Here is a 26461-nt window from a genome sequence, read left to right as displayed (position 1 = left end):
AACACTACAATTTCTTCTTCAAAAAAAATTGTTTTATTCCATCCGGGTATTCATCATTAACCCCAAAAACCTCATAGCCCATTTTCTTATAAAATTCCGGGGATTGATACGTAAAAGTACAAGTATGAGCAAATATACACCCAAGTTCTTTTCCTCGTCTCTCAGCTTCAGTTATCATGACTTTACCATGTCCTTTGTGCCTATATTCATCAGCTATCCAGAAAACATCAATATACAAACCGTAAGACCAAGTTTCACAAAACAAACCACCCACGACTTTGCCTGATTCATCTTTTAAATATAAATTAATATCCTTGCCAGGTTTTTTGAGTAAACCATTTGTTGCACGAACATTGTACTCATATAAATGATCACACACCTCATTGTAATCAGTGTCATTCGACTCTACTGTAATCTTGATATTGTCTAAAATGATATCAGCCATATTCTCCTCCATGAAATCATTATGATTTATTATTTATTTACTGGAGTATCTATGTTGCCACAATTAGTAAATAAAATATCCTGATTATTGAAGATCCCGCGCCTTTTATTACGCATTTCTGCGCTTTAGCTTAATGAAAAATGGAGCAGCTGCTGACGGCAAACTGCTCCTTGGTTCAATTAACTAACGTTCTCCGTGAGCTCAATAGCAAATGAATTACAACTCGTTATTTCTCCCAAAGCTCGACCAGTCGACCTTCAGGATCTTCAATCCAAATAAACTTTCCAAATTCACTAATCTCTATGTTCTTTGCAAGAGGTACACCAATATGTTCAAGATGCTTAATAGTCTCGTTTAGATTATGTACTTGGAAATTTAACATCACTTGTTGTTCTGTTGGAAAATAACTGTCATTCTCGGTAAAGAAAGAAAAGATAGTCTCATTTCCTAATTGGGGTTTTATCACAGTCCCATTCCAATTTTCTATTTCAATCTTCAATACTTCACTGTACCATTTTTTTATAACTTCAAGATTCTTAGTTCTCCAAAATATTCCTCCGAAACCTTTTATCATCGTATCTAACTCCTGTCTGTCATCAAATTTTTAGCTATCCGATTACATTAGATATTCGAGATATGAATTTAAGTTCCTTTTTCAACTATCATGCCCGTTTGTTTAACAAACCGTGCCTACAATGAAAACAAGCGATGAATCGGTTCCATCGCCACGCTATCGTTCCTCGTTAGCTTAATCTTTTCTTTTATTACGTCTATATCTAATAAAAAAATATATACAAATTAGAGTGAGCCCCATAAAACTGACGTACCTGTAATATTCAGGACTATCAGTCTTCATAAGAGCAGGATAACCAAAAATAATTAAAAGCGGCATTCCACTTGCTAAAAGTAATCTTTCGTACATAAGGTTGCTGCCCCCTCACCAACATACTAATCTGCCCGTTAGCCATACATGCTGCTGATGCAGCACCACAGATTATGGAATGAGTTTCATTCTTCCATGCTATTCTGCCCGTTCGTATTATAAGGTCACCAGATCTTTCTGGTCGACCTTATTTTATGAGGTAGTAAACTAGCAGACGAAACTACCAATCTTAACTTCTTATCTTTACGACTATGTTTTATGGGAATGAAATCCTGCGAATTCACGAACTTGCGTGAGAAGATCAAATCATATTGGGAGCTTTATCAACAAATGAAAGAACCCGGGGCGCGGACGCAAGGTTGAACGCAACTTTTCCTTTCCGTCCGACGTTAAAGCAGTAGGCCATTTCCTTAACTTTGGAGGGATTTTGTTGAAAAAGCAATTTGTTGCCGTCGTGCTGTTTGCAGTATTTGGCGCCACGTCCGTGTTTGGCGAAGAGCCGGTCCGGATCGTGGCCATGAACCGCGTCGTTCAGACCGATACCGCGCCGATTATGGATCAAGGAAGTTTGTACGTGCCGATCCGCGCCGTGGCGGAGTCGCTCGGGGCGAAAGTGGAGTGGAATGCGAAGACGCAAACCGCGACGGTCCGAAAATGGTCGGTGACCTTACGTTTGGCCGTCGGGAAGAAGTCGGCAACGGTGGAAGGAATTCTAGTACCGGCTGGCGTAGGGAATCAAAAAGCAGGGCAGATGGAGGTGAACGCTTCGCTTAAGCTGGTGAACAACCGTGTATACGTTCCGCTTCGTTTGGTGTCCGAGCAGTTCGGTTATCGGGTGAACTGGGACGGCCGCACGGTTTCGATCGGCTCGCCGCTAAGTGCCGCTCAGCAGAAAACGCTGTACGAAGGCGATCTGGCGAGCGCCCGGAAGCTGGCCGCGGGTTTGTCGGAGCAGGCGCGTTACCTGCAGGAGCCACTGGACGTTACGTTGGAGCCGGAGGTTTACGATCATGCATACCTGTTCCCAGAGGGCGAGGTGCTTCGCTTTTACAGCATTTATGGCGATACCGTCTCTTTGGTTCAAATTCAGGAGGATTTCCCGGTCGCCATCTGGCAGGCGCATCTTGAACATGCCAACTCGGTGAAGGACTTCTTGGAGGAGAACATCAAGGATCAGCGAGGGACGGCTCCAATCATTCAAAAACCGTTCCTCTATCACACTTGGGGGATGTCGGGGGTTCTCTATTGGGAGGAATACGCTCGCGTCGGTCTGGATCATACTTTCACAAAGACGGGCTACAAGGGATCTAACGATGGCAAGGTCAGCGAATCCGGGTTAACGAAGCTGGAGCTCCCCGGCGAGAAGAGGGTGGATGCCGGACTGGCAAAACAGAATCCGACGAGCATACGGAACAAATGATGTTCCAAGAAAGCGAATACTTCAAAGAAAAAGCGAAGGAACGTTACAAAATTGAAGCAAAGAACAGCGAACCTTAGCATAGGCACGGGTATGATATAGCGACATCCTCGGGTCTATTAGGCATGGAGCTCCAAGGCGCTGTGGCCATATTCACGGTTAATCTAAAGCGAATATTGAAGTTAATAAAGTGAAAGCAGCCATACAAGCCTGCTTAAATAATGAAAAGACGACCCTACCCCAAAAAATGGGAATGGGGGTCGTCTTTTTATTCGTTTCTCATAGCTGCTTCGAAAAACTACAAGTTCTTCAGTGGCCTCCTCAAAAAGGACCGGTTTTGGCTGCTTTCATTCAACTATCGTGTTCCGTCCCTCGGTTGAATAGATGCTTAATTTCTCACTTCACTTCTATTGCAAATACAGAGGACGTATCGCCTTTAGTCTGCCAAGATGCCGAAATTTCGTAATAGTAGACGCCACTTTCTTTTGGTGCCTGAAAACAATTATTTGATAGTTGAACGAGAATGGATTTGTTGTTTTCCTCCAACTGTGTAACAGTTAATTTGCTTGGAGAGGTACTATAGTTATACTTAATTTTGATAAGGGTATCAGGCGATACTATAGCTTTGATTTTATTTTTAACCATAATTATCCCACCTGCATAATCCGCACAACCCAACTTCCCCCAACAATAAGTGCTTTGGGTGGTTGGGATATCAACGGTTCCAGCCATTACTTTGGGTTGGGGAGGGTATTTTTTTTCAATCTTGACTCCAATAATCTTTGCATACTGTTCAAGCCGTGTATTCCTAACGAAGTCAGCCACTACACGATTCCCAGGTGGTATATAAAGAAAAAATAACAAAATGATTACCAATAGACCTAAGAAAAGAGCAAGAACTCTTAATCTGTTAGATTTCAACTTTCATCCCCCTCTTTTAGCTTAACAGCTACTTATCCAGACTTTTGGCAAATTCCCTCAGTTTCTCGGGGTCATTTGTGTGGAAAACCATTTTTTCGGTATCAAAAATAAGGATAACTGGGCTCTTCTCGTCTAGACCTAATATCTTTAACCATTGCAACTTATCGTTCTCCGAATGAATAGTTACTTGTTGAATGTATTTAAGAAGAGTTGGTTCAGAATTATGCACCTTATTTACCTCGAAATCCCAATCTTTTGAAGCCGAGAAAATCTGCATTTTGAGCTGATTTTCTTTTTTTGAAACTAACTTTTCAAGAACATCAGTTTTGCTTGGACCGCAGCCTGAGAAAAATAAGGCAACCACAAGCAAGAACAGTCCTAACTTGACCTTTAGCATTATTGATTGCCACCTTTCCTATTTTTAACTCCCATGTTTACATACGTCAAGAACAAGCCTGAAGTTGCCATTTAATGGGTGCCAATTGAACATAACTGCCCGTTCGCGTAATGACTACTTACAAAAGAAGATGTTGCAAGGTAATGCAAAATAGCCCCCACTAACGAAAGATGAGGGCTTGAATAAGTAGGAATCACGACACTATAGATGAACGTGCTGACTGCACCCTGAGATCGCTGGACCTGGCTCTACTCAACAAACTTTGGAGTGGCATGTGCCACTAACATATTTCCGCTGGGATCAAAGAAGTCAAAATCCATTCCCAGTATCTCTCCTTCGATTACCCCTCCGTTTCCTCTGATCTCCCCAATCTGCACCCCTTTACTCTGCAAATCGGATAGCAGCTTCCGAATATCCGCTGCTTCAAAACCGATAACGATAGACATCATTCCCTGGTGCAATTCCGTTTCACACAGAAAAATGGATGGGCCTGAAGGAAGCGCAAGAATAGTCATTTTATTATCTGGTCGTTTCCAATGTACCTTGAATCCGAGATTACCTATATTGGATTCGATACTAATTATAATCATTTCCGTCCATCCTAATCAACGATCGATCTTCAACTATCCGGTTCACTCAAAAGTAGAATTTTTCATGCTATCCTGCCCGTAAAATTGTACTTTCCTTCCCATTCAACATTAAAAAGTCCAGCCCCAGGAAGAGGCCGGATAATACTTTGAATTTCAAAAAGATCAACCATATTTCCGGATGACTTTACAAATGAGAGCCTCCACTAGCATCAATCAATTGCCCGGTTACCCAGCGGCTGTCAGGAGAGGCTAAAAAAGCGGCGACATCCGCGACATCTTCTGGTTGCCCCCATCTTCCAAAGGTAGAAAAGTCGGCACCGAATTTCTGTCCAGTAGGATCTTGCAGCATCGCGGCATTCATATCCGTGGCAACAAACCCAGGTTGGATTGCATTGATCGTAATTCCACGTGGGCCGAGTTGGTTGGATAAGGCGAGCGTCAGTGTGTTGATTGCCCCCTTGGTCATGCTGTAGGCGGGAATGGCAGGCAGGGAAATTCTTGTTATAGCGGACGACAAGTTAATAATTCGACCTTCGTCTCGTAAACGTGGCAAAGCTTGTTGAGTCAGGAAAAACGGTGTTTTTACATTAATTGTCATGATTTCATCGAAAGCTTCTTCCGTAGTATCCTCAATGGGAGCTAAGAGGGCGATCCCTGCGTTGTTCACTAGAATATCGAAGTGAGTGTCACCCGTTCGTTCTATTAATGCTTCATCCAATGCCTTATAAAGAACTTTTATACTTTCTGAAGAACCCAGTTTCTTACCAATCGTAAACGCTGACCCTCCGTTCCGCTCAATATCACGAACTACTTCTTCTGCTGCTTCCCGGTTCTTGCCATAATGAACAGCTACTAATGCACCTTCTTGCGCCAAGCGTATCGCAATGGCACGTCCAATCCCTCGGCTTGCGCCCGTAACTAATGCAACCTTGCCCTTCAACTTACTCATTATTTTCATCTCCTCATGTGTCTAACAGTTCGACTATAGTTATAACATAAGGTGACTTTTGTAATGTTGCTCTCTAATTCGTGGAACACAAATTGTATTTCCAACTATTCTGCCCGTTCAATAGAAATCCATTTAAGCTATTCTACTGTACCAAAGGTGATTTTCATACCAGCTGCATAGGTAGCAGCCAATGATGAAGTAAATGTTAGTGACAAATTCTTTTCAGCCTCGTATTGCCGTTCGGCCTCCTCAATTAACATTCCACGATCTAATAGAGCATTTATATAAGATTCACGATCACCAGGGTCGCTGAATTGCATCGCTTCATAAATCGTAGACGCTTTTTCACTGTCAACTTTTGGATCGTATATATTCACCTTATCGCTCACTCTACATTGTACTTCATGTAATCCCAAACGGTTGAGATATAAGGGGAGTTTCAGACCGATGTTGCCATCCTTCCCCGTACGTTTTTCGTCCCGCTCAAATAGTTCCTGCAGTTGACCAAGAGGTATGACACTAGACTGTTCAATACCCTCAAAATGAAAACTGGCATTATTGCCTATCCAATGAGGCTCAAACGCGATAACTTTTCCTTTACTCTTCACACTATCAATCATCTTCTTTAGTAAGAGCGTCGGATCTGTCATATGCAGCAATACACCATGACAAACAGCAATGTCATACTTTTTTTCAAACATGACGTTATTAAAATCTTCGAGTATAAATTCTGTATCGTATGGTAAATCCTTAAACAGATTTTGTGCGTGGTCGATAAGTTTCACACCTTCATCAATGCCTGTATACTTCGAGCCAGCAGGTAGTAAGGGGAGCAAGCGAAGTCCCATATGACCAAAGCCGCAGCCAAAATCAATGATGTGGACGGGGTCATTAATCTTCCAAACCGTATCGACGAGAAATTTTATATAATCGTCGTTGTAATACAAACTTACCGATTTTTTCAAATACTCAATTTTACTATCCCAATAATATGGTTCCATTGTTTTAATCTCCTTTTCCTTATTTTCACACCGCGGTTGCTTAATGAAAATATACAGGGTATCCCAAAAAAACAATAGACTTATGTTAATTTTATTATTAGAATATTATGTACCTATAGCTCTTATTGATTTTTCTATGAATACAAATAAAATGGCAACTTAAAATTGCCGTCAGGCTGTCGAGAAATCTCGACGGCCATTTTTTTTTTGCCCATTTATTTTTATCAATTACCGCGTAAATGTGTTTAATGCCAAACACAAACAAGATCAAAGAAAAAGCAATAAAACGAAGTACTATGGTCCCGGATAGCGGTTATATGGTTCGAGATGGGAAACCAGAGAGCTTTTTATTTCGATCATCGGACGCTATATAGACATCCGTATACCGAACGACACTTCCGGTGGTGCGGAACGTGAAATAGGAGACACTATTTTCGAGAATTGGCGTATGCACGCGAATGAGAGAGTAGCATGAAGCTGCGGCCCTTTGTAAGCGTTTATTTTTGTCATATTCAGGGTTTAAGCACTCGTTTTTCAGCTTCGTTCTCGCTTTACAGCGAATGGAGACAGGAGTAGTATTCATTTCAGCAGTTATCGTGTTCTTACAACGGAGGCCTCCGGAAAAGGAATACAGCTGATATTTCCAAGGTAGTCTAGAGGTAATCCATGCATCCGATGCATGCGCTCGTAATTATTTTTGTAATTGTAATTGTTATTGTAATTGTAATTGTCTTTATCGCTGAGTCCTTCTCACGAAGGAGCGGGGGAACCAAAGGCAGCGTGCGGCGCGGTTAACGCGGTTTGCATAGCAGCCATGGGGTGAATCAACTGGATGTTTCCAGTCGTAGGGCGACTCTCACGCCCGAATCCGACAGCTAACCTCGTAAGCGTATAGGGAGAGGCGACAGAACACGTGACGTGCTGCCATAGCTTGATTTGCTATGGATTCATGAAGCCACGGGTATGTTCCTTATACCCGTAGGCTTCTTTTTTGTTGCCCTTTTTTGGAGTGAGGAAGGAAGAGAGCCTTTCATGAGTGAGATGGGGGAGTGTATGGAAATGATGGATGCGCTGATGATTATTGTATTAATCTGTGGATTTGGTGTAGCCGTAAGCTTTGTATTCTTTTGCGACAAAGTAGTTGAGAATACGGGGAGTGAAACGTCATGACCTTCATTTTGATTGTAGCGCTGCTCCTCTTCATTTATTTAATTTATGCTTTGATTAATCCCGAGAAGTTCTAGCTTGCAAGCAGGAGGTTTAGTCCATGGATATTTTGCAAATTGTTATTGTTATTGCCATTCTCGCGCTGCTTGTGAAGCCGCTTGGTACCTACGTCTATCATGTATTCTCGAATGAAGCGAATCGGACAGACCGACTGTTCGGAGGAACAGAGAGACTTATCTATAAGCTGATTGGTCTGCATAAACGTCAGGGTATGACCTGGAAGGTCTATGCGCTGAGCTTACTCGCAATGAATGCCGTACTTGTAGTTCTCGGCTATTTGCTGCTTCGGGTACAGAGTATACTGCCTCTGAATCCAGTCGGAAATGGCAATATGGAGGCGTCGCTTAGCTTCAATACCATTATCAGCTTCATGACCAATACGAATCTTCAGCATTATAGCGGAGAGAGCGGCGTGACGTATCTGACACAGATGGTTGTTATTACCATGATGATGTTCACTTCTGCGGCTTCAGGATTCTCAGTAGCCGTGGCATTCGTCAGGGGGATCACGAGCAAAGGGCTGACTATTGGGAACTTCTTCGAGGATTTCGTTAAAGCAAATACTCGAATCTTCCTTCCGTTTTCTTTCATTATCACACTTGTACTTGTGGCGCTTCAGGTACCGCAGACGTTGGATCCTACCTTAACTGTTCATACGCTTCAGGGTGCTGTTCAGCAAATCGCCATCGGACCTGTTGCTGCTTTGGAATCGATTAAACATATCGGAACGAATGGGGGCGGTTTCTTAGGAGTCAATTCGGCTCATCCATTCGAGAATCCAAGTCCGCTTACGAACGTCATCGAGATCTTATCGATGTGGGCGCTGCCAGCTTCGCTGCCGTACATGTATGGCCGATTTGCTCGCAATAAGAAGCAGGGCTGGGTGATTTTCGCCGCCATGATGAGCCTTTTCCTTATCTTCTTATCGGTTACTTATATTTCTGAAAAAGCAGGCAATCCAGCTTTGAATGCGCTGAGTATCGATGCTTCGCAAGGAAGTATGGAAGGCAAAGAGGTGCGTTTCGGAATCGCCCAATCAGCACTATTCACAACCGTCACGACAGCGGCGACAACCGGTTCGGTCAATAATATGCATGACACTCTCACACCTCTGGGCGGCATGAGCGCTTTGGGTGAGATGATGCTGAATGTTGTTTTTGGCGGCAAAGGTGTGGGGCTTGTCAATATGCTGATGTATGCCATCCTTGGTGTGTTTATATGCGGCTTGATGGTCGGGAGAACGCCAGAGTTTCTTGGTAGGAAAATCGAACCTCGAGAGATGAAGCTTATCGCCATCGCGATTCTGGCGCATCCATTCATTATCTTAGCACCGACTGCGCTAGCATTCCTGACAGAGCTAGGTAAAGGCGCAATCTCCAATCCGGGCTTTCATGGTATCTCTCAGGTACTCTACGAGTACACCTCATCGGCAGCCAATAACGGCTCCGGGTTTGAGGGATTAGGAGATAATACGCCGTTCTGGAATATTACGACCGGTCTTGTTATGTTCTTTGGCCGTTATATCTCCATGATTGCTATGCTTGCTGTAGCTGGATCGCTTGTACGAAAATCGACAGTTCCAGAGACCATAGGCACGTTCCGCACCGATAATGTGCTATTCACAGCCATTCTTGTTGGAACCGTCGTATTAATTGGCGCTTTAACGTTCCTGCCGGTTATTGCCCTAGGCCCTGTTGCTGAATTTCTGACGCTGAGGTGAATGTAATGATGAATCAACAACGTAAAAAGCTGCTGACACGTGAAATTGTGGGGCAAGCGGTTATCGATAGTGTCGTCAAGTTGAATCCCAAAGTGATGATGAGAAATCCAGTTATGTTCGTCGTAGAAATCGGCACAATCGTTGTTCTGCTCCTGACGATGTTCCCAGGTTACTTCGGAACCGAGGGCCGGCTTGGCTTTAATCTCACCGTATTCTTCACGCTTCTGTTTACGCTTCTATTCGCTAACTTCGCAGAAGCCTTGGCGGAAGGACGGGGAAAAGCACAGGCCGATTCCTTGAAGAGCTCGAAGCGAGAAGTAGCTGCCAACAAGCTAGTTGATAGTAAAATCGTGATCGTATTGGCAGCGGAGCTTCGCAAGGGCGATCGGGTTGTCGTTGAGCAGGGTGAAATGATTCCCGGCGATGGAGAAGTCATCGAAGGGCTTGCCTCAGTCGATGAATCGGCGATTACGGGTGAGTCTGCTCCAGTGATCAAAGAAGCGGGCGGTGACTTCTGCTCCGTTACGGGTGGTACGAAGGTAGTCAGTGATCGCATTGTTGTAAGGATTACTAGTGATCCAGGAGAATCCTTTATCGACCGGATGATCTCACTCGTCGAAGGGGCGAAGCGTCAGAAAACGCCGAACGAAATCGCGCTAAATACGCTTCTTACCAGCCTGACGATTATCTTCCTGCTTGTTGTTGTGACGCTGGCACCCATTGCGGATTATGTTGGTGTTCATATCGAAATTCCAGTGTTAATTGCATTGCTGGTATGTCTCATTCCTACGACAATCGGAGGCTTGCTCTCTGCGATTGGTATTGCCGGTATGGACCGGGTTACGCAGTTTAACGTTCTCGCCATGTCGGGAAAAGCAGTTGAAGCCGCTGGTGATATCAACACAATGATTCTGGATAAAACAGGAACGATCACCTTCGGGAACCGCATGGCGAGCGAATTTGCTCCAGTCGGTCAGGCAGATGTACAGGAGCTTGCGGCATGGGCCGCGATCAGCTCTGTGAAGGATGAAACGCCAGAAGGAAGATCGGTGCTGGAGCTGATGAAGCTTCAAGGACTATCTTACGACAATGCTCTTACAGAAGGTGGAAGCTTTATTGAGTTTAAAGCGGAGACTCGAATGAGTGGAATTGATTTGACGGATGGCCGTCATGTAAGAAAAGGCTCTGTCGATGCGGTACGGCAGTGGGTACTGGCACAAGGGGGAGAGATCCCGGAAAGCTTGATGCAGGAGACGAACCGAATTGCTTCTGCAGGCGGTACGCCCCTTGCGGTAGCTGTAGATTCCCGAATATTTGGGCTCATCTATCTGAAGGATACGGTGAAGCCGGGTATGAAAGAACGCTTCGAGCAGCTTCGGAGTATGGGGATTCGCACGGTCATGTGTACGGGTGATAATCCATTAACTGCTGCGACGATTGCTAGAGAAGCGGGCGTTGATGATTTCATCGCGGAGAGTAAGCCGGAGGATAAAATCGCCGTCATCCGCCGCGAACAGGCGGAGGGCAAGCTCGTTGCGATGACCGGGGACGGTACGAATGATGCGCCGGCTCTTGCGCAAGCAGATGTGGGTCTTGCAATGAACAGCGGCACGAATGCTGCGAAAGAAGCGGCAAACATGATCGATCTAGATTCCGATCCATCCAAGATTATAGAGGTTGTAGCAATTGGTAAGCAGCTGCTCATGACCCGCGGTGCATTAACAACCTTTAGTATTGCTAATGACGTAGCCAAATATTTTGCAATCATACCCGCTATGTTCATGGTAGCCATTCCAGCTATGAGCGCACTGAATGTGATGCGGCTTGGCTCGCCGATGTCAGCGATTCTCTCGGCACTTATTTTCAATGCTATCATCATACCGCTGCTTATCCCTCTTGCGATGAAGGGCGTTGCCTATAAGCCGATGAGCTCTATGAAGCTGCTTAGCCGCAACCTGCTCATCTACGGTCTTGGTGGAGTCCTCGCACCGTTTGCGGGTATTAAGTTGATTGATATGCTTGTGCATTTATGGGTGTAGAGGTGGGAAAAACCCGCTGCGCGGACGGATCATTCTTACGATCGCTGTTGTCTCCCTATTTCTTGATTCTATCCCTTAAGGGTAGAAATCCGGAGACAAAGGCGAACGCTGCCGCTTCTTCAGAACGATTCCGTCCGCTTCGCTAGGTTATCCATGATGGCAATTAGTGATTATGATTTTGAGCCGTTTTTACTTGATCAAGCCTCATTCCTCGGCTTATCAGGCAAAGCCGCGCAAAAACTTGGCTTATGCTTTCGAAGTAGTTTTTACTTGAAGGTGCCGGATATCCCGGCTATCAGGCAAGGCCACGCAAAAACTTGGCCTATGCTTTCGAAGTAGTTTTTACTTGATCAAGCCACATTCTTCGGCTTATCAGGCAAAGCCACGCAAAAACTTTTAGGAGGGTCAGATTATGCAGCATACAATCTCAAACAGCAGTGGTGAAGCTAACCTGCGGGTTCCGATCGTGACAGTTGCGATTCGAGCTAGTATCGTATTTATTTTGCTCTGCGGAGTTATTTATCCGCTTGTTAGTACGGGGGCAGCGCAGCTGCTTTTCCCGTTTCAGGCTGATGGCAGCTTGATTAAGGATGCCAAAGGGAATGTGGTCGGTTCCGAGCTTATCGGCCAGTCCTTCACGGATCAATCCTTCTTCCAAGGACGTATATCCAGTATCGAGTACAAAGCAGAGGCATCAGGAACCAATAACTACGGACCGTCGAACCCAGCTTTACTAGAGCGAGTAAAGGCTTCAATGGAAGAGTGGAAGAAGAATAATCCGGATGTTCCAATTGATCAGGTACCTATTGCACTTCTGACAAACTCGGGCTCGGGTCTTGACCCGGATATAACACCACAGTCTGCAATTGTGCAAATTCCACGTATCAGCAAGCTGACAGGCATTTCGGCAGACACGCTGACTAAACTGGTCGATACGCATACGCAAGGCCGTAGTTTAGGGGTATTCGGCGATCCGCGCATAAATGTTCTCAAGCTTAATATCGCGCTTCAGGCGCTTCGTCAATAAAATAGTTACAAGAAGGAGAACCTTGCTGCTTGCATGCAACAAGGTTCAATGCTTTGTGCAAAGCAAGATCTGGCAATGGGGGAGTTGGATTCAGTTGCAATTCAAGCGAAAAACACCCGAGGAGCTGCTGCTCTCAATCTCGCGGCTCCATCGCGGAAGGTTTAAAATCTGGATTGGCGCTATGACCGGTACGGGCAAGACTTACCGAATGCTTCGGGAAGGGCAAAGCTTTCGGGAGCAGGGCATTGACGTTGTCATCTGCGCAGTTTCGACCTTGCAGAGGCCGGAAACGGTGAAGCAGCTCGCTGATCTTGAGCGGGTGCCGAGCATTCATTGGGAGAAGGATGGCATCCAGCAAAAGGATTTGAACCTGGAGGCACTACTGGAGCGTAATCCAGAGCTTATCCTTGTGGACGGATTGGCGCATAGAAATAGACCGGAAGCTAAGTTTCCGACGCGGCTGGATGACATTAAATTTCTGCTTAATCATGGGATAAGTGTGATGACAACCGTTAACGTATATGAACTGGCTGATGTTCGTGACCGTGCTTATAAGCTAACTGGAATCATCGCGAGTGAAACTGTACCAGCTGATACGCTTGAGCTAGCCGATGAGGTTCAGCTTGTTGACGTATCTCCCGAAACGATGCTGCAGCGAATGGAAGAAGGTATTATTGGCAGCCGAAGCGGCTCGGATCAAGCCTTGTTCAAACGTGGCAACTTAGGTGTTCTTAGGGAGCTAACGCTCCGGCTTGTAGCCGAGGATGTCAATGATACACTCGAGAAGCATAGAGAACGGCTCGGACTGATTGGGCCATCTGGAGCAACAGAGCGAATTCTTATACTTACTCAATATCATTGGAACGGCTCGATTCATTTGCGGCGCGGTCAACAAATAGCTAGAAGGCTGAATGGGGATTTGTTATCCGTCACCTTTATGAAGAAAGGCGCAGAGCTAACCAAAGAACAGTCTTCATTTCGAAGAGCGATTTTAAAGCTGGCTGACAAAATCGGTGCCGAGCACCATGAGCTCCCTATCCGCATGAAACGCTCACTCCCAGATGAGCTTGTTGAATTTGCTCATCATAAGGGGGTTACCCGCATTGTGCTTGGTCACTCCAAGCAGAGCAAGTGGCAGGAATGGTTCCACGGCTCTATCGCTATGGGCCTGCTCAGCCGAAAGACGCAAATGGATTTATTTTTCATTGCTGATCGCGCCGAGCATGAAGGTGAGCGGATTATGCCGGCCAAGCGGATAAGCTTTAAAGAGGAAGAGCAGTTCCGTCGATTGAGTGCGGATGAAGTTGAGAAACGAATTGAAGCGATTAAGCGAGGCAGGCTACGTGTCTATATTGGCGCCGCTCCAGGAGTTGGCAAGACTTACACCATGCTGCGTGAAGGCAATGAGCTGCTGCGTAAGGGTGTGGATGCAGTGATAGGCTTACTTGAGACACACGGTCGACAGGAAACAGCTGAACAAGTTGGAGAGCTCACCATTATTCCTCGTCTGAAGACGGAATATCGGGGAACAAGTCTTCAGGAGATGGATACAGATGCGATTATCGCGCGAAATCCAGAGGTTGTACTGGTTGATGAGCTGGCTCATACCAATATTCCCGGCAGTGTAAATAAGAAGCGATATGAGGATGTGCAGCGAATCCTTCAAGCAGGTATATCCGTCATGACAACCGTGAATGTGCAGCATTTGGAGAGCTTGAATGACCGAGTGGAGCAGCTGACTGGTGTTCGTGTACGTGAAACGGTGCCGGACTGGCTTCTGCAGCTGGCTGATGAGGTTGAATTAATTGATGTCACCCCTCAGATGCTTCAGCAGCGTCTGCAGCAGGGACGAATTTACAGCAAAGAAAAGGTGGAGCAGGCACTCGGCGCTTTCTTCAAGCTGGGCAATCTGATCGCCCTGCGTGAGCTCGCACTTCGTGAAATTGCTGATGACGTGGATGAAAGGCTGGAGGCCTGGGATCGCAAAAGCGCGCTTCGCGGTCAGCTGCAGAGGAAGGAAATGATTCTTGTCTGTGTATCTGATAGTGAGAAGGCACTCCGTCTTGTTCGGCATGGTTTTCGTATCGCGCACAGGCTCAAGGCAGCATGGCATGTTGTGCATGTTGCTAATCATCAAGGGCGAGATAATCAATCCGATAGCAAAATGGACAATATTCGCAAAATGACGGAACGCTTCGGTGGACAATTCGATCTAATTCAAAGAGACGCAGACAGCAGCATTGCCGATAAGCTGCTCGCTCTTGCAGAATCGCTGCAAGCGACGCAGCTTATTATCGGCCAATCCGGCTGTCCTGCCCAGGGCGCTCGCCGCTTGTTATGGTATTTCAGCGATAATATCGTGAAGAAGCTGCTCCGTGAAGGCAGACATATGGATATGTTAGTCGTTAGAGAAGATTAATTATTAACATGCTGCTGCCGCGCTTCTATTTCACTCAAGAACTTGCCGACTTGAAACGGTATGTAATTTACCGGTTACTTCGAGTCGGTTCTCATTTCACCATCGATGGCAACGATAAACTTACCTTTGTTCATATCCTCCATGCGGTCTAGCCGCCCGAGTTCCGTCTCCTTGCCCGTGCTGTCGATCGTACCATAGATGGTGAGATCCGCCATTACAGCATCCACAAAAAAGACCGCTTCGCTAAACGACGCTGGCTTCGTTCCCTTTTCGCGAGGCCCAAGTGTCAATCCCGATAAATCTTTCTGCCATTTCACCTCAGCGAGTCCCTCCGCATTAATTTCAACATAGTCAATTAGCCCTTTATATTCTTTAAAATAGCGAAGAGTCTCCCCTTTAGGGAACGTGTACTGGATTGTAAATCCTTCACTTAGCGGCTGTAGCGCATCCTTCCCGTATAAGTTAGGAAGACGAATGGCGATCATACGAGCTTCCGTTAAGTTCCCGCTCATTAGTGTCTTGAATCGCTTTTGCCCAGAAGGTGTCCTCACCACTACCTTCTTGCCGACCGCGTCATACGCAACGTTCCCTCCAAGGTTTTCCGACAGAAAACGAAGCGGCACATACGTACGACCATCCTTAAATGTTACGGGCGCATCAAGCTTTACCTTCGTCCCGTTGATATCTGCTTCCATCGACCCGCCAGTAAGCCGGATGCTAGCTTTGTTGGTCTTATTTGTAATATTAACTGTCTTGGTTTTCGCTTCATAGTTATAATCGACCCATGCAGGATCATTAAAGGCGGTCAATTGCACGAGAGTTCGTCCGTTCAGCGTCAACACATTCTCCTGCTGTTGCCCATCAATATAGACGCTGGATGCTGCTGACGGCTCTGCTGCATAACTCGTTGTCGGTACCGCCGAAAGAACGCCCAGTAATAGGGAGGCTGCTGTAATAGACTGAATATATTTTCTCACTGCTGCTCCTCCTTAAGTTGTGTATTGGTAAATGATTACAGAATCACAGACGGTTCTATTTGAGATTAAGTTTCATGAACAAAGCTTTTCTTTTAGCACTTGCAGCTCGATTAGCAGCATACTGTTTGCTCGTGTGTCGGTTGAACGCTTCAGCAGCCGCTCTTTTTTTCGTTGTTGTGCTCAATAGCCATTATAGATAGCTGCAATTATCATGAAGGTTGGTCCTGTGAGCAAGAATGATAAAAAGATAAGGACAAAGGAAGTCCAAAAAATTTGTTTACTCTTAAAGAAGAAGCGGCCTAATACAAGATATAAAATAACAATAAGCAATGTAATTATGATCAGAGAAACAGCTAATGGTCGGTTCTTGGTGCTCATGAAGCTATTATCCCAGCTAAAAGCAATTATCATAAAGGACTCAAAACACCCTGCGCCAATCACAATCGAAAATAAGTAGTACAACATTTTTAAAAGTCTATTATTTCTTAGTAACAAGGTTACCTTCTCCTTTGTGAGTAAAATAGTTCCTTTTATATATAATTAAAGGCTCTAAATCATAATCAGTGTTTGCCATTACGAAACAAAAGCGAAGCGGACGGAATCGTTCTGAAGAAGTGATAGCGTTCGCCTTTGTCTCCGGATTTCTACTCCTAAGGGATAGAATCAAGAAATAGGGAGACAACAGCGATCGTAAGAATGATCCGTCAGCGTAGTGGTCTGCTACTCACAATGATTCGAATTTATCAAGCACTTATTTTAGTGTGTTGAGCCTTATTTATAATTCAAAACTATATTAGTTCTTGTTTAAGAGAAAGTACCAAGTTTTAATAGTACCGTTAACATTTACTATGCTTCTGGCTTCTTCAATAAGAAAAGAGGAGCCGTTGAGAGCTCCTCTGGTACTCAAATATGGACATCCCTCTCTCTAATAAAGCATAGCTCCTTGACGTTTATAGTGATCTTCGAGAACCAAACAGGCCATGGCTTCAATGACAGGAACGATTCTTGGGCAGATGCAGGGATCATGTCTTCCTTCAGTTACGATGAGCTGTTCTTTTCCATTTTCATTTACCGTGTGCTGTGGAATTGAGATAGAGGAAGTAGGTTTAACGACAACTCTGAAAATAATCTCATTCCCTGTACTAATTCCACCTATAATACCGCCGGAATGATTGCTGAGAAATCCATCTGCATTCATCTCATCATTATGTTCACTGCCAAGCATGTCGGCTGCCGCGAATCCAGCTCCGAATTCGATGCCTTTTATCGCTCCAATGGATAACATGCTTTTGGCAAGATCGGCATCCAGTTTATCGAATACCGGCTCACCGAGTCCTGGCATGACGCCTCGAATTCGACATTCAACGATCCCGCCGCAGCTGTTGCCAGCATTTGCAAGTGATTCAATTCGTTCAATCATTTGAAGTGCGGCTTCTGGATCGCAAGCTCTCACTGCATTGCGCTCGATCTCACCTTCAACGAAAGTCTTGCACTCGATACCGCCAATGGCCTTTGTATAAGCGATAATGCTGATACCTCTATTCTCAAGCAGCTTGCGAGCAACTGCACCGGCTGCAACCCGACCAGCCGTTTCACGTCCAGATGCGCGTCCGCTGCCGCGATGATCACGTATTCCATACTTCATAAGATACGTATAGTCTGCATGGCCTGGTCGAAAGGAATGCTGAATATCGGAATAGGCTTCAGGCCGCATATCTGTATTATGCAAAAGAATGGACAGCGGCGTGCCCGTTGTCTTCCCTTCATAGACACCAGAGAGAATACGTATTCGGTCATATTCTTTGCGCGGCGAAGTGACAGAGGATTGCCCAGGCTTTCTTCGATCCATCTGAATTTGGATATAGGGTTCATCCAGTTCAACTCCTGGTGTCACTCCATCAATAATGACACCGACTGCCTCGCCATGAGATTCCCCAAAGGTCGTTATTCTAAAAGCATCACCGAATGAGTTTCCTGCCATTGTTGATCACATCCTTATTTATGATTCGATTCATTATCTATCCTTATTATCACCCCGCAAATGAGATAAATGAAATCAGAATAAAGGGACTCTGCGATAGAATGAATCAATACCAAGATAGACTTGAACCAAAGGGTCAATGTGACGTATGCTATAGAGGAAGTGCATTCTTCACAAAACTTAAGTGTATGCTTCCGAAGTCAGTTTTGCTGCGAAGTCTACTCAGGATGCATAACTACACAAAACTTAAGTGTATGCTTCCGAAGTCAGTTTTGCTGCGAAGTCTACTCAGGATGCATAACTACACAAAACTTTTAGGAGTGATCAGAATGGCCAAAAGCTTGGCACGTAAGAGGATGGAGAAGAAACTGCAGCGAGGAAGTATGGACCCAAGATTACTAAGAGGGAATTGGAATGGTGTGAAGCCGGTTATGAAGGTTAAGCCGAATAAACGAAAATTTATGCTACCGAAGAATGACGATGATCGAGTCTTTAAGCAAACCGCTTAAAGGTTGGATCATCGTCATTCTTTATTTTTAACTTTTATCTTGAATCGAATTGTTCTTCTGAAATACTTGTGATTTAATCTTTTGTTGTTAGAAACCAAACAAAATGATATTATATCTATATAATTAATAAACGGAAATTGGAGTTGTTTGATATGGAAGTGTCTGAACAGTTTTATAGCGCATCACTGACTGAACTCAAACAGGGGTTTGTTTACGATGAAGCTACGGAAAGCTACTATTGTTTAATTTGTGGCGAGCAGGTAGAGGAAGGGGTCGTATACCCTGTCGAGAAACGTTTTCTAGAAGCCCATAAGTATGTGAAGCATCATATAAGCAGTGCCCACGGCTCCATGCTGGATTATTTGCTTCAGCTCGATAAGAAAGCGACTGGCTTAACCGATTTGCAGAAGCAGCTCATTGAAGCATTTGCTTCGGGCAAGAGTGATGCGGATACGGTTAAGCTAACAGGAGCTGGGAGTGCCTCAACCATTCGCAATCATCGTTTCGCTCTCAAGGAGAAAGCAAAGCAGGCGAAGCTATTTTTGGCGATTTTGGAGCTAATGGATACTGGTCTCCCGGCGGGTGCGAAGTTTGTGCCGATTAATCGGAATGCGCCGCAGGTTGATGAAAGGTATGCGCTGACCCATGATGAATATAACGCTTTATTATTGAAGTATTTGCCGCAAGGCTTAAGTGGTCCGCTTACTGGCTTGCCGCGCAAGGAGAAGCGGAAGGCTGCACTTCTACGGCATATTGCAACGAGCTTCAGGAAAGGGCGCAAATATAAAGAGGCTGAAGTTGATGATATTCTTAAGCGTTTCATGGATGAGGAATATGTCACATTGAGACGCTATTTGATCGATTACGGCTTTCTAAGTCGTGAAAGTGATGGCAGCATATACTGGTTGACTGTATAATAGATTTCAGAACTTTCAGGAGGATCTAAGATGAACAGACGTAAAGAGCTACAAAATGAATATGGAATGAAGCAGCGCTCGATGGGTGTTTTTCAAATTGTGAATGAGAAGAATGGTAAACGATATATCGCTGCTTCCCCAACACTGGATTCTGCTTGGCAGCGGGAGAAGTTTATTCTGGATATGGGGAGCCATATGAATAGCTCGCTCCAGAAGGAATATAAAGAACAGGCGGGAGCACAATTTGAATTTCAGGTATTAGAGAAGCTTAAGCTCGGGGATGAAGTTCGCAATGATTATAAGGATATTGTGCAGGAGGGTTCAACAGTTCTAAATCGTTTTGCTGTTCAATCTTATAGGGATCAGCTGCGTAAGCTGGAGAAGAAATGGTTGGAGGAGTTAAAACCCTATGAACCAGATGGCTACAACCGCCCACCGAAGCAGGACTAGGGCAATTAAAACTGTCGCTTTATTCTATATTAAGGGAGAGATTATGAATGTCTAGCAGCACAACAGCTGTTAAATCCGTAAATGGACAGCTGTTCCGCAATCGATTTTTTCAAACCATCCTTCTTTCTAATGTTCTATTACAGGTTGGGATTTGGGTCCGTAACTTTGCCATTCTATTGTATGTAACGGATAAGACCGGTAACGATCCAATATCGGTCTCCCTTATTTCCGTAGCCGAATTTGCTCCGATCTTCGTGTTTTCCTTTCTCGGCGGGACGCTCGCTGATCGCTGGCTTCCGAAGAAAACAATGATTTGGTGTGACTTTTTGTCCGCCTTGTCGGTCTTTGCTGTTTTATTGACCATTATGTTCGAGACCTGGGAAGCTGTTTATTTTGCTACTTTTATCTCCGCTATTCTGTCCCAATTCTCGCAGCCCTCCGCGATGAGACTGTTCAAGCAGCATATTGCACCAGAGCAAATACAGAGCGCTATGGCTATTTTTCAAACGTTAATGGCTGTGTTTATGGTTGCTGGTCCTTCCTTAGGCGTTATTGTGTATCAGAATTTTGGTATTCATACCTCCATTGGAGTGATGGGCGTTGCATTCCTTTTATCCGCACTTGTGCTTTATCGAATTCCGGCGGATATTCGCGTTACACCAACCAGTGGGCTCAAGCCGCATATTTGGCGGGAGATGGGAGAAGGACTTCGTTATGTTTGGCGTAGTAAGGTTCTTCGCACACTATGTGGAACCTTTGCATTAGCAGGTCTTTCCATCGGCATTGCCCAGACCTTGGGGCTTTTCGTCGTAACAGAACGACTTCATCAGCCAAAGGAATTCCTGCAGTTCATTCTTATGATCAATGGGGTTGCCATGCTTATTGGAGGAGCTTCCGTTATGACGCTTTCGAAGCGGGTATTACCGCAGAGGCTGCTTGCTTTGGGCATGCTCACCGGTGCAATGTGTACGGTTGGAATTGGCTTCTCCACAAGTGTAACACTGACCTTAATTCTCCAATTCATTAACGGTTTGTTCTTCCCTGTCGTGCAGGTTTCCATCAGCACCTTAATGCTGCAATGGTCGGATAACGCTTATATTGGTCGCGTTAACGGTGTGCTCGGCCCGATGTTCGTCGGTATGATGGTTATCATGATGGCAGTCGCGGGTCCGCTGAAGACTGTTCTGCCATTGGTAACGATCTACTCGATAGCTGGCTTATCCATGTTTGTAGGTATGCTTGTACTCATACCGATCTTTAGCCACAAACCAGCCGAGCGAGGAGAAAGCGGAGAAGCGCAGACACCATCTACCATTAGTATGCATTAATTTTATCATTTCACCCATCCCATCAATAACGAGTGATCCAAGGCTAAGTGCCAGGGTCACTCGTTTTTTTTGTCAAAATATAAGAAAGTAAAAGTTTCCTCTATTCTTTGCTTATATTTCAGAGGGAAGAATCTTGCTTCGCCGCCAAGGAAGGCGTTAGCCGTTTCTTCTTGTCGTATCGTTTTAGGGTTTGTGTTTGAGACGTGTTATAATTGTTGACTGACTGACGTAATTGAGGGGTGTACAGCATGAGAGTAGGCAGCATATACCGCAAATATTTTCGCAATAACTTGTTTATAAAAATAATTCTTCTGTTCTCCGTCATTACGATCGTGACCATCATTGCGTTCTCGTATTTGATGTTTCGCTCCATGTCAGCAACGGTCATTAATCGTGAGCTCGATAATCAGAAGAAAGCTATGGAGAGCATCAACAATAATATTACATCCAAGCATGATTCCGTGAATGCGATGATAGAAGGTCTATACCGGGATTCATCCTTGTCTGCAGGAATGACTTATTTCCTAACGCATTCGTATCCCGAATATGTTCAGCATAACCTTGAAATGTATGATCCAAATACGAGCCGTGTAGGGTCGGAAGTTTTGCAATATTTTAAGAATAAGTTGGAAGATGATACGGATATCAGTAATTTGATTCTTTATAGCGCTGACCAGCAATCGTTATACGCGTATAACCATAATAAGCTGCTAAAGTTTTATAATACAGATTCCGTGCATACATATATTCCGGACGCCATGGCGCTTGAAGGAGGCAGTATTACACTGCCAAACGGATGGATTAGAAAGGTGATCCAGCAATGGGATACACATCTCTATTCGGTTCGTATGCAGATCAATGACAGACAGTCGTATACAAATATCGGCCAATTAGTGGTCTATTATAATTCAGACAGTATATGGAAGGCACTCGCGGATGACAAGGATGAATTGAAGGGTAGAATTCTTGTATTGACTAACGAGGGAGGCGTTTTATTCGACTCCTTAGGCCGAATGTATGGGAAGGTTTATCCCAATATGGATAAAATCGACTCTTTCTATGAGAGCAGTGAGCTGGTGCAAAATACATATGTAACGAAGCTGACGCAGAGCAAGGGAGGCGTTGTCGTTCTTGGTATGATTTCTGCAGAGGAAATGGCACAATCCTACCGTGGTCTGCGCAATACTATTCTAACGATCAGCGCCATTTGTATCTTTGTAGCTATAGTGATTCCTTCCCTATTTGTTATTCGCTTCGCTAAGAGGACGAATGAAATTATTCGCTTCACCCACAAGGTGAAGAAGGGAGATCTGAGCGCAAGAATTCACAATCCGAAAGAGGATGAGCTGGGTCAAATCTCACATAGTTTTAATGAGATGCTGGATGAGTTGAATCAATATATTGATCAGGTCTATAAGGCGGACATCAAGCAGAAGGAGAGCGAGCTGACTGCTTTACAGGCCCGTATTAATCCGCATTTCCTATACAATACACTGGAAGTGATTCGGATGCGGGCCATATCGCACGGCGCACAGGATGTCAGCGAAATGATATACAGCTTGTCGGCCTTATTCCGCAGCTTCGTGCAGCAGAAAACAATCTATCTGCTCAAAGATGAGCTTGAGGCGTGCCGATTATATCTGGAGCTGTTCCGTATTCGTTATAAAGACAAGTTCTCCTATGTCATCGAATGTGACTCGGAGCTTGGGAGGAAGAGGTTTCTTCGAATGTCACTCCAACCGATTATCGAGAATTATATCGTACATGGTCTGCGAAGCGAACGAACGGATAACCAAATTACCATTAAGGCGATGCGATTCGATAAAGGAATTCGTGTTCAAATTATAGATAACGGGAATGGGATTGCAGAAGATCGACTAGGAACAATCAAACAGATGCTCTCGCCAGATGCTCCTGAGGGAGAATCATTTGGTCTTCGCAGCGTGAATGAGCGAATTAAATTACTGTATGGCAGTGAATATGGTATCCAAATAGAGAGCAATCCTGGAGTAGGGACGAGTGTAAATATTTGGCTGCCAAGCATCGAGGATAAGGAGAGTTATGATGTATAGAGTTTTTATTGTAGATGATGAACCCTTTATTATTGAAGGTCTTTATGACATTATCGATTGGGCAGGGCTGGGTCTGGAAATTGTCGGTCATGCAGAGAATGGACGGAAGGCGTTAGAGGCGATGAAGCAAACGCTGGTTGATATTCTCATTACGGATATTTCGATGCCGGTGATGGATGGTCTTGAGCTCATTCACTTGGTGAGAGAATTTCATGAAGAGCTGAAGGTCATCGTGCTTAGTGGGTTTAACGAGTTCTCCTACTTGAAAGAGGGCATGCGCCTAGGCATTGAGAATTATTTATTAAAACCAATCAATGTAGAGGAACTCCGATCAACGCTGATTAATGTGGTAGATAAGCTGGATTCCTTCAAAGAAGGACAAATGATTGCCGAGTTCAACACGCAGATCTTGAAGGATAATACGCTGCATCGTTGGTTGACTCATCAAATCGGGGAATCAGAATTTGTAGAGCGTGCAGATTTGCTTCATATTGAATTCAATCATCCTTATATGGCAGCAGCCGTGTTAAGGCTGGAGAAGGATCACGCCGAAGTATTCGAGTTGATCGGCAAACAGCTGAAGAATAATCGCTCTCTGACCTTATTTCGTGATATCGATGGTGATTTGATCGTGCTTGCGGTCATGGATGATGTATCGAAGGGGCGAGAGGTCTTTCTACAAGTGATGAAGGATATTCAAGAGAAACTGGTGAATTACCGTCCGCTTCGAATTTCAATTGGCAGTGTGGAGTGTCTTCCAGATCAGGCAGCAGCCAGCTATAGGAATGCGAAGAAAACACAGGATTACTTCTGGATTTATCCAGAGCTTGAGCTGATGGATTATGGGGAGCTTCCGATTCGTCAAGAGTTAGACCAGGTGGATTTCACGCTCGATTGGGCGGTCTATGTCAAAACCTTGATTTCAAAAGACAAAGACAGTCTGCATCAGCAAATAAAGAGCGATTTCAGTCGTATTCAAACCTTATCCGGTGTGATGCCGCATGATATTCAGAATGTCGCGTTAGAAATGATCGTCCGCTTCAAGGTGGAATTAAAGGCAATTCGGCACACCGACGATGATCCAGAGCTGTTCTATGAAGCCTTCCAGCGTGTCCGAGCGGCAGAGACGATTGATGAATTGAGTGAAACGATCCAAGATGTTGCAGATATGACGGTAGATTTCTTAATCTCGGATGTGAAGAGCCCTGTCGTGCAGCAAGTATTGAATCGAATCGACAAAGCTTACGCGGAAGAGCTCTCACTCAAAATGTTAGGGATACAATACAATATCCACCCTGTGTATCTAGGTCAGTTGTTTCACAAGGAGACGGGTCAGACATTCACCGAATTCATCAATAAGTACCGCATCGATAAAGCAAAGGAATTGCTCACGACCACGAATCTGAAGGTGCATGAAATCGCGAGAAATGTGGGCTATTGGGAGACAGGATATTTCTACAAACAATTCAAGAAATATGTAGGTATTTCACCGACCGACTATAAAGGATTGCTCTAGGACATAATAGAGCAGTCCTTTTTTTTCTTTAGTTTGAACAGAGTTCATTTAGTTTGTCGCCTATTTGAAACTGCTTTCATGAGGTAGTGTAAATGTATGCCCACAAGGGCCAAACATAATGATTTTTAACTAGGAGGAAAGAGAAATGATGAAGGGTAAAAAGAGTTATTTGATCACGCTCGCTTTGTTGCTGGCAGTATCACTTACATTAAGTGCATGCGGGGGCAAAAAGGACAACAGTGAGGCTTCAGGAAATGGAAGCGCTAAGAAACCGGTGGAGCTGATCTGGTACACGATCGGAACGCCGCAAAAAGATGTTGACCGTGTTATGGCAGAGGTTAGCAAATATACAGCAGAAAAAATCGGCGTTACCGTCAAAATGAATCAGATTGACTGGGGCGATTATTCGCAGAAAATGCAGGTTATGACAGCTTCAGGTACACCGATGGACATCATGTTCACCAGCTCATGGGCATTCGATTATGTGCAAAATGCACGTAAAGGCGCTTTCTTGCCGATCGACGATTTGCTGAAAAAACAAGGACAAGGAATCGTGAAAGAACTGGATCCTGCGTTCTTGGAAGGCTCCAAAGTCGATGGTCACAACTATGGTGTGCCTGCGAACAAAGAGCTTCCAGCTCAAGTTGTATGGCGTTTTAACAAAACTTTAGTGGATAAATACAAGCTGAATATTGATAACGTGAGCTCATTGGAAAGCTTAGAGCCGCTTCTTAAAACGATTAAAGAAAAGGATCCTAGCATTTACGGACTTGCCGTTGATAAAACTTTTGGTCCTTATGTTCCTTATGATTACATCATTGAAGGTATGCCGATGGCTGTGAAAGTGGGCGATTCGGGCCTTAAAGTCGTGGACATTCTAGATACACCAGAAATGCAGCAAACGTTAAAAACAATGAATAAATACTACAAAGCAGGTTACATTCCTACGGAAGCAGCAACACTGAATTCCTTAACGGATGTACAAGCAACAGGCAAATGGTTCACAGATAAAGCAACGAACCAACCGTTTGCGGATAACCTATGGTCTGCAAGCTTAGGCTACCCGATTGTATCCAAAGCAGCAAGCCCAGCTCTGATTTACAACTGGTCCGTTATGGGTTCTATGCAAGCGATCTCAGCAAATTCGGAATACCCAGAAAAAGCAATGGAATTCTTGAACCTGCTGAATACCGATCCTGTGCTTCGTAACATGGTTGATTCCGGTATTGAAGGCGTACATTACAAAAAAGTCGGCACGGATGCTATGGAGAATTTGCCAGAATCGAAGAACTACGATATGCCAACTTTCTCACTGGGTAATGTCATGTTGACGTACAGAGATAAGAATGACCCTGAGAACAAATGGGAAGAATTCAAGAAATTCAACGCATCAAGCGAAAAAGCGCCGCTGCTTGGATTTAACTTTGATCCTACCAAAGTGAAAACGGAAATCGCAGCCGTACAGAACGTTAAAGAAGAGTTCTGGGCATCGTTAATGACTGGAACCGTTGATCCTGTTAAATTCATTCCACAAGCAACGAAAAAATTTAAAGCAGCAGGTCTGGATAAGATTATTGCGGAAGCGCAAAGTCAAGTCGATGCATGGAAAGCAGCTTCGAAATAATAAGTAATTGGCTCTGATCGAATTAGGCGGATGTTTATCATTCGCCTAATTT

Annotated in this window: 23 protein-coding genes, 1 pseudogene and 1 riboswitch; of the genes and pseudogenes, 15 read left to right on the top strand and 9 right to left on the bottom strand. The window is 44.6% G+C overall.

Translation table 11 applies throughout. The annotated features are described in order from the left end of the window. Nucleotides 1–4: 4 nt before the first annotated feature. Both EKN16_RS16365 and EKN16_RS16360 read right to left on the bottom strand, forming a co-directional pair. Nucleotides 5–445, bottom strand: coding sequence for a GNAT family N-acetyltransferase (locus EKN16_RS16365; RefSeq protein ID WP_125659305.1), 441 nt, complete (start codon nt 443–445; stop codon nt 5–7). A gap of 226 nt (nt 446–671) precedes the next feature. Beyond that, nucleotides 672–1019, bottom strand: coding sequence for a VOC family protein (locus tag EKN16_RS16360; protein ID WP_125659302.1), 348 nt, complete (start codon nt 1017–1019; stop codon nt 672–674). An 826-nt stretch (nt 1020–1845) separates the two neighbouring features. Between EKN16_RS16360 and EKN16_RS16355 the strand changes: the two genes are divergently transcribed. Together EKN16_RS16355 and EKN16_RS33055 are read left to right on the top strand one after the other, a co-directional pair. Continuing rightward, nucleotides 1846–2748: a copper amine oxidase N-terminal domain-containing protein gene (locus EKN16_RS16355; RefSeq protein WP_331852381.1), complete on the top strand. Its 903-nt coding sequence runs from the start codon at nt 1846–1848 to the stop codon at nt 2746–2748. After that, a pseudogene (locus tag EKN16_RS33055) lies at nt 2721–2939 on the top strand (IS5/IS1182 family transposase); the annotation flags it as partial. The gene EKN16_RS16355 and the pseudogene EKN16_RS33055, both read left to right, overlap by 28 nt. A 202-nt stretch (nt 2940–3141) precedes the next feature. Here the strand turns inward: EKN16_RS33055 and EKN16_RS16350 are convergent. The 5 genes from EKN16_RS16350 to EKN16_RS16330 all read right to left on the bottom strand — a co-directional run bounded on the left by EKN16_RS16350 (nt 3142) and on the right by EKN16_RS16330 (nt 6603). Beyond that, nucleotides 3142–3666, bottom strand: coding sequence for a hypothetical protein (locus EKN16_RS16350; protein ID WP_125659296.1), 525 nt, complete (start codon nt 3664–3666; stop codon nt 3142–3144). A 28-nt stretch (nt 3667–3694) separates the two neighbouring features. Beyond that, complete coding sequence (locus EKN16_RS16345; RefSeq protein WP_125659293.1) at nt 3695–4063, bottom strand: hypothetical protein; 369 nt, start codon at nt 4061–4063, stop codon at nt 3695–3697. A gap of 248 nt (nt 4064–4311) precedes the next feature. Beyond that, nucleotides 4312–4653 (bottom strand): VOC family protein, encoded by a 342-nt coding sequence (locus EKN16_RS16340; RefSeq protein ID WP_125659290.1) that lies wholly within the window; start codon nt 4651–4653, stop codon nt 4312–4314. Between the two features lie 184 nt (nt 4654–4837). Beyond that, a complete protein-coding gene (locus tag EKN16_RS16335; protein ID WP_125659287.1) occupies nt 4838–5602 on the bottom strand; it encodes an SDR family oxidoreductase in 765 nt (254 codons plus the stop codon). Between the two features lie 137 nt (nt 5603–5739). Beyond that, entirely contained in the window at nt 5740–6603 is an 864-nt protein-coding gene (locus tag EKN16_RS16330; RefSeq protein ID WP_125659284.1) for a class I SAM-dependent methyltransferase, read from the bottom strand. A 727-nt stretch (nt 6604–7330) separates the two neighbouring features. Then, nucleotides 7331–7509, top strand: a riboswitch (cyclic di-AMP (ydaO/yuaA leader). 126 nt (nt 7510–7635) lie between these two features. Here EKN16_RS16330 and EKN16_RS32270 point away from each other — a divergent pair. The 6 genes from EKN16_RS32270 to EKN16_RS16305 all read left to right on the top strand — a co-directional run bounded on the left by EKN16_RS32270 (nt 7636) and on the right by EKN16_RS16305 (nt 15035). Then, nucleotides 7636–7773 carry a hypothetical protein gene (locus tag EKN16_RS32270; RefSeq protein ID WP_164522819.1) on the top strand — a complete coding sequence of 46 codons (138 nt, stop codon included), beginning with the start codon at nt 7636–7638 and terminating at the stop codon, nt 7771–7773. Beyond that, the gene (kdpF, locus tag EKN16_RS33750) at nt 7770–7847 is read left to right on the top strand and encodes a K(+)-transporting ATPase subunit F (protein ID WP_125666347.1); all 78 of its coding nucleotides are present in this window, start codon (nt 7770–7772) and stop codon (nt 7845–7847) included. Before EKN16_RS32270 ends, kdpF begins: the two co-directional genes overlap by 4 nt. Nucleotides 7848–7870: 23 nt before the next feature. Further along, nucleotides 7871–9550, top strand: coding sequence for a potassium-transporting ATPase subunit KdpA (gene kdpA / locus EKN16_RS16320; protein ID WP_125659281.1), 1680 nt, complete (start codon nt 7871–7873; stop codon nt 9548–9550). Between the two features lie 8 nt (nt 9551–9558). Beyond that, nucleotides 9559–11589 (top strand): potassium-transporting ATPase subunit KdpB, encoded by a 2031-nt coding sequence (kdpB, locus tag EKN16_RS16315; RefSeq protein ID WP_125666345.1) that lies wholly within the window; start codon nt 9559–9561, stop codon nt 11587–11589. Between the two features lie 412 nt (nt 11590–12001). Continuing rightward, on the top strand, nt 12002–12616 hold the full coding sequence (gene kdpC / locus EKN16_RS16310; RefSeq protein WP_125659278.1) for a potassium-transporting ATPase subunit KdpC: 615 nt from the start codon (nt 12002–12004) through the stop codon (nt 12614–12616). A 94-nt stretch (nt 12617–12710) separates the two neighbouring features. Then, nucleotides 12711–15035, top strand: coding sequence for a universal stress protein (locus EKN16_RS16305; RefSeq protein WP_232016467.1), 2325 nt, complete (start codon nt 12711–12713; stop codon nt 15033–15035). Between the two features lie 74 nt (nt 15036–15109). Here the strand turns inward: EKN16_RS16305 and EKN16_RS16300 are convergent, their stop codons facing one another. After that, nucleotides 15110–16012: a copper amine oxidase N-terminal domain-containing protein gene (locus EKN16_RS16300; protein WP_125659272.1), complete on the bottom strand. Its 903-nt coding sequence runs from the start codon at nt 16010–16012 to the stop codon at nt 15110–15112. Nucleotides 16013–16937: 925 nt separating this feature from the next. After that, nucleotides 16938–17993 (bottom strand): chorismate synthase, encoded by a 1056-nt coding sequence (aroC, locus tag EKN16_RS16295; RefSeq protein WP_125659269.1) that lies wholly within the window; start codon nt 17991–17993, stop codon nt 16938–16940. Between the two features lie 329 nt (nt 17994–18322). Between aroC and EKN16_RS16290 the strand changes: the two genes are divergently transcribed. The 7 genes from EKN16_RS16290 (at nt 18323) to EKN16_RS16260 (ending at nt 26409) form a co-directional block, all read left to right on the top strand. After that, on the top strand, nt 18323–18502 hold the full coding sequence (locus EKN16_RS16290; protein WP_125659265.1) for a hypothetical protein: 180 nt from the start codon (nt 18323–18325) through the stop codon (nt 18500–18502). 152 nt (nt 18503–18654) lie between these two features. Continuing rightward, nucleotides 18655–19419 (top strand): DUF2087 domain-containing protein, encoded by a 765-nt coding sequence (locus EKN16_RS16285; RefSeq protein WP_125659262.1) that lies wholly within the window; start codon nt 18655–18657, stop codon nt 19417–19419. A 30-nt stretch (nt 19420–19449) separates the two neighbouring features. Beyond that, a complete protein-coding gene (locus EKN16_RS16280; protein ID WP_125659259.1) occupies nt 19450–19869 on the top strand; it encodes a GIY-YIG nuclease family protein in 420 nt (139 codons plus the stop codon). A 47-nt stretch (nt 19870–19916) separates the two neighbouring features. Beyond that, nucleotides 19917–21197 (top strand): MFS transporter, encoded by a 1281-nt coding sequence (locus tag EKN16_RS16275; RefSeq protein WP_125659256.1) that lies wholly within the window; start codon nt 19917–19919, stop codon nt 21195–21197. Nucleotides 21198–21445: 248 nt separating this feature from the next. Further along, nucleotides 21446–23269: a sensor histidine kinase gene (locus EKN16_RS16270; RefSeq protein ID WP_125659254.1), complete on the top strand. Its 1824-nt coding sequence runs from the start codon at nt 21446–21448 to the stop codon at nt 23267–23269. Further along, entirely contained in the window at nt 23262–24785 is a 1524-nt protein-coding gene (locus tag EKN16_RS16265) for a response regulator transcription factor (protein ID WP_125666343.1), read from the top strand. The genes EKN16_RS16270 and EKN16_RS16265 overlap by 8 nt, the downstream gene beginning before the upstream one ends. 145 nt (nt 24786–24930) lie before the next feature. Further along, nucleotides 24931–26409, top strand: a complete 1479-nt coding sequence (locus EKN16_RS16260; protein WP_125659251.1) for an ABC transporter substrate-binding protein — start codon at nt 24931–24933, stop codon at nt 26407–26409. Nucleotides 26410–26461: the final 52 nt, after the last annotated feature.

The organism is Paenibacillus baekrokdamisoli (genome assembly GCF_003945345.1).
Taxonomy (GTDB): Bacteria; Bacillota; Bacilli; order Paenibacillales; family Paenibacillaceae; genus Paenibacillus_Z; species Paenibacillus_Z baekrokdamisoli.
The sequence above is the reverse complement of the archived record's forward strand: the minus strand, read 5'-3'. Positions and strand labels throughout refer to the sequence as shown.

What these genes read in the sequence shown, in the direction of transcription:
- kdpC (WP_125659278.1), top strand. Translation starts at nt 12,002, where the DNA reads ATGCAGCATACAATCTCAAACAGCAGTGGTGAAGCTAACCTGCGGGTT.
- EKN16_RS16335 (WP_125659287.1), bottom strand. Translation starts at nt 5,602, where the DNA reads ATGAGTAAGTTGAAGGGCAAGGTTGCATTAGTTACGGGCGCAAGCCGA.
- EKN16_RS32270 (WP_164522819.1), top strand. Translation starts at nt 7,636, where the DNA reads ATGAGTGAGATGGGGGAGTGTATGGAAATGATGGATGCGCTGATGATT.
- kdpA (WP_125659281.1), top strand. Translation starts at nt 7,871, where the DNA reads ATGGATATTTTGCAAATTGTTATTGTTATTGCCATTCTCGCGCTGCTT.
- EKN16_RS16275 (WP_125659256.1), top strand. Translation starts at nt 19,917, where the DNA reads ATGTCTAGCAGCACAACAGCTGTTAAATCCGTAAATGGACAGCTGTTC.
- kdpF (WP_125666347.1), top strand. Translation starts at nt 7,770, where the DNA reads ATGACCTTCATTTTGATTGTAGCGCTGCTCCTCTTCATTTATTTAATT.
- EKN16_RS16270 (WP_125659254.1), top strand. Translation starts at nt 21,446, where the DNA reads ATGAGAGTAGGCAGCATATACCGCAAATATTTTCGCAATAACTTGTTT.
- EKN16_RS16360 (WP_125659302.1), bottom strand. Translation starts at nt 1,019, where the DNA reads ATGATAAAAGGTTTCGGAGGAATATTTTGGAGAACTAAGAATCTTGAA.
- EKN16_RS16330 (WP_125659284.1), bottom strand. Translation starts at nt 6,603, where the DNA reads ATGGAACCATATTATTGGGATAGTAAAATTGAGTATTTGAAAAAATCG.
- EKN16_RS16345 (WP_125659293.1), bottom strand. Translation starts at nt 4,063, where the DNA reads ATGCTAAAGGTCAAGTTAGGACTGTTCTTGCTTGTGGTTGCCTTATTT.
- kdpB (WP_125666345.1), top strand. Translation starts at nt 9,559, where the DNA reads ATGAATCAACAACGTAAAAAGCTGCTGACACGTGAAATTGTGGGGCAA.
- EKN16_RS16290 (WP_125659265.1), top strand. Translation starts at nt 18,323, where the DNA reads ATGGCCAAAAGCTTGGCACGTAAGAGGATGGAGAAGAAACTGCAGCGA.
- EKN16_RS16355 (WP_331852381.1), top strand. Translation starts at nt 1,846, where the DNA reads ATGAACCGCGTCGTTCAGACCGATACCGCGCCGATTATGGATCAAGGA.
- EKN16_RS16265 (WP_125666343.1), top strand. Translation starts at nt 23,262, where the DNA reads ATGTATAGAGTTTTTATTGTAGATGATGAACCCTTTATTATTGAAGGT.
- aroC (WP_125659269.1), bottom strand. Translation starts at nt 17,993, where the DNA reads ATGGCAGGAAACTCATTCGGTGATGCTTTTAGAATAACGACCTTTGGG.
- EKN16_RS16260 (WP_125659251.1), top strand. Translation starts at nt 24,931, where the DNA reads ATGATGAAGGGTAAAAAGAGTTATTTGATCACGCTCGCTTTGTTGCTG.
- EKN16_RS16340 (WP_125659290.1), bottom strand. Translation starts at nt 4,653, where the DNA reads ATGATTATAATTAGTATCGAATCCAATATAGGTAATCTCGGATTCAAG.
- EKN16_RS16365 (WP_125659305.1), bottom strand. Translation starts at nt 445, where the DNA reads ATGGCTGATATCATTTTAGACAATATCAAGATTACAGTAGAGTCGAAT.
- EKN16_RS16285 (WP_125659262.1), top strand. Translation starts at nt 18,655, where the DNA reads ATGGAAGTGTCTGAACAGTTTTATAGCGCATCACTGACTGAACTCAAA.
- EKN16_RS16280 (WP_125659259.1), top strand. Translation starts at nt 19,450, where the DNA reads ATGAACAGACGTAAAGAGCTACAAAATGAATATGGAATGAAGCAGCGC.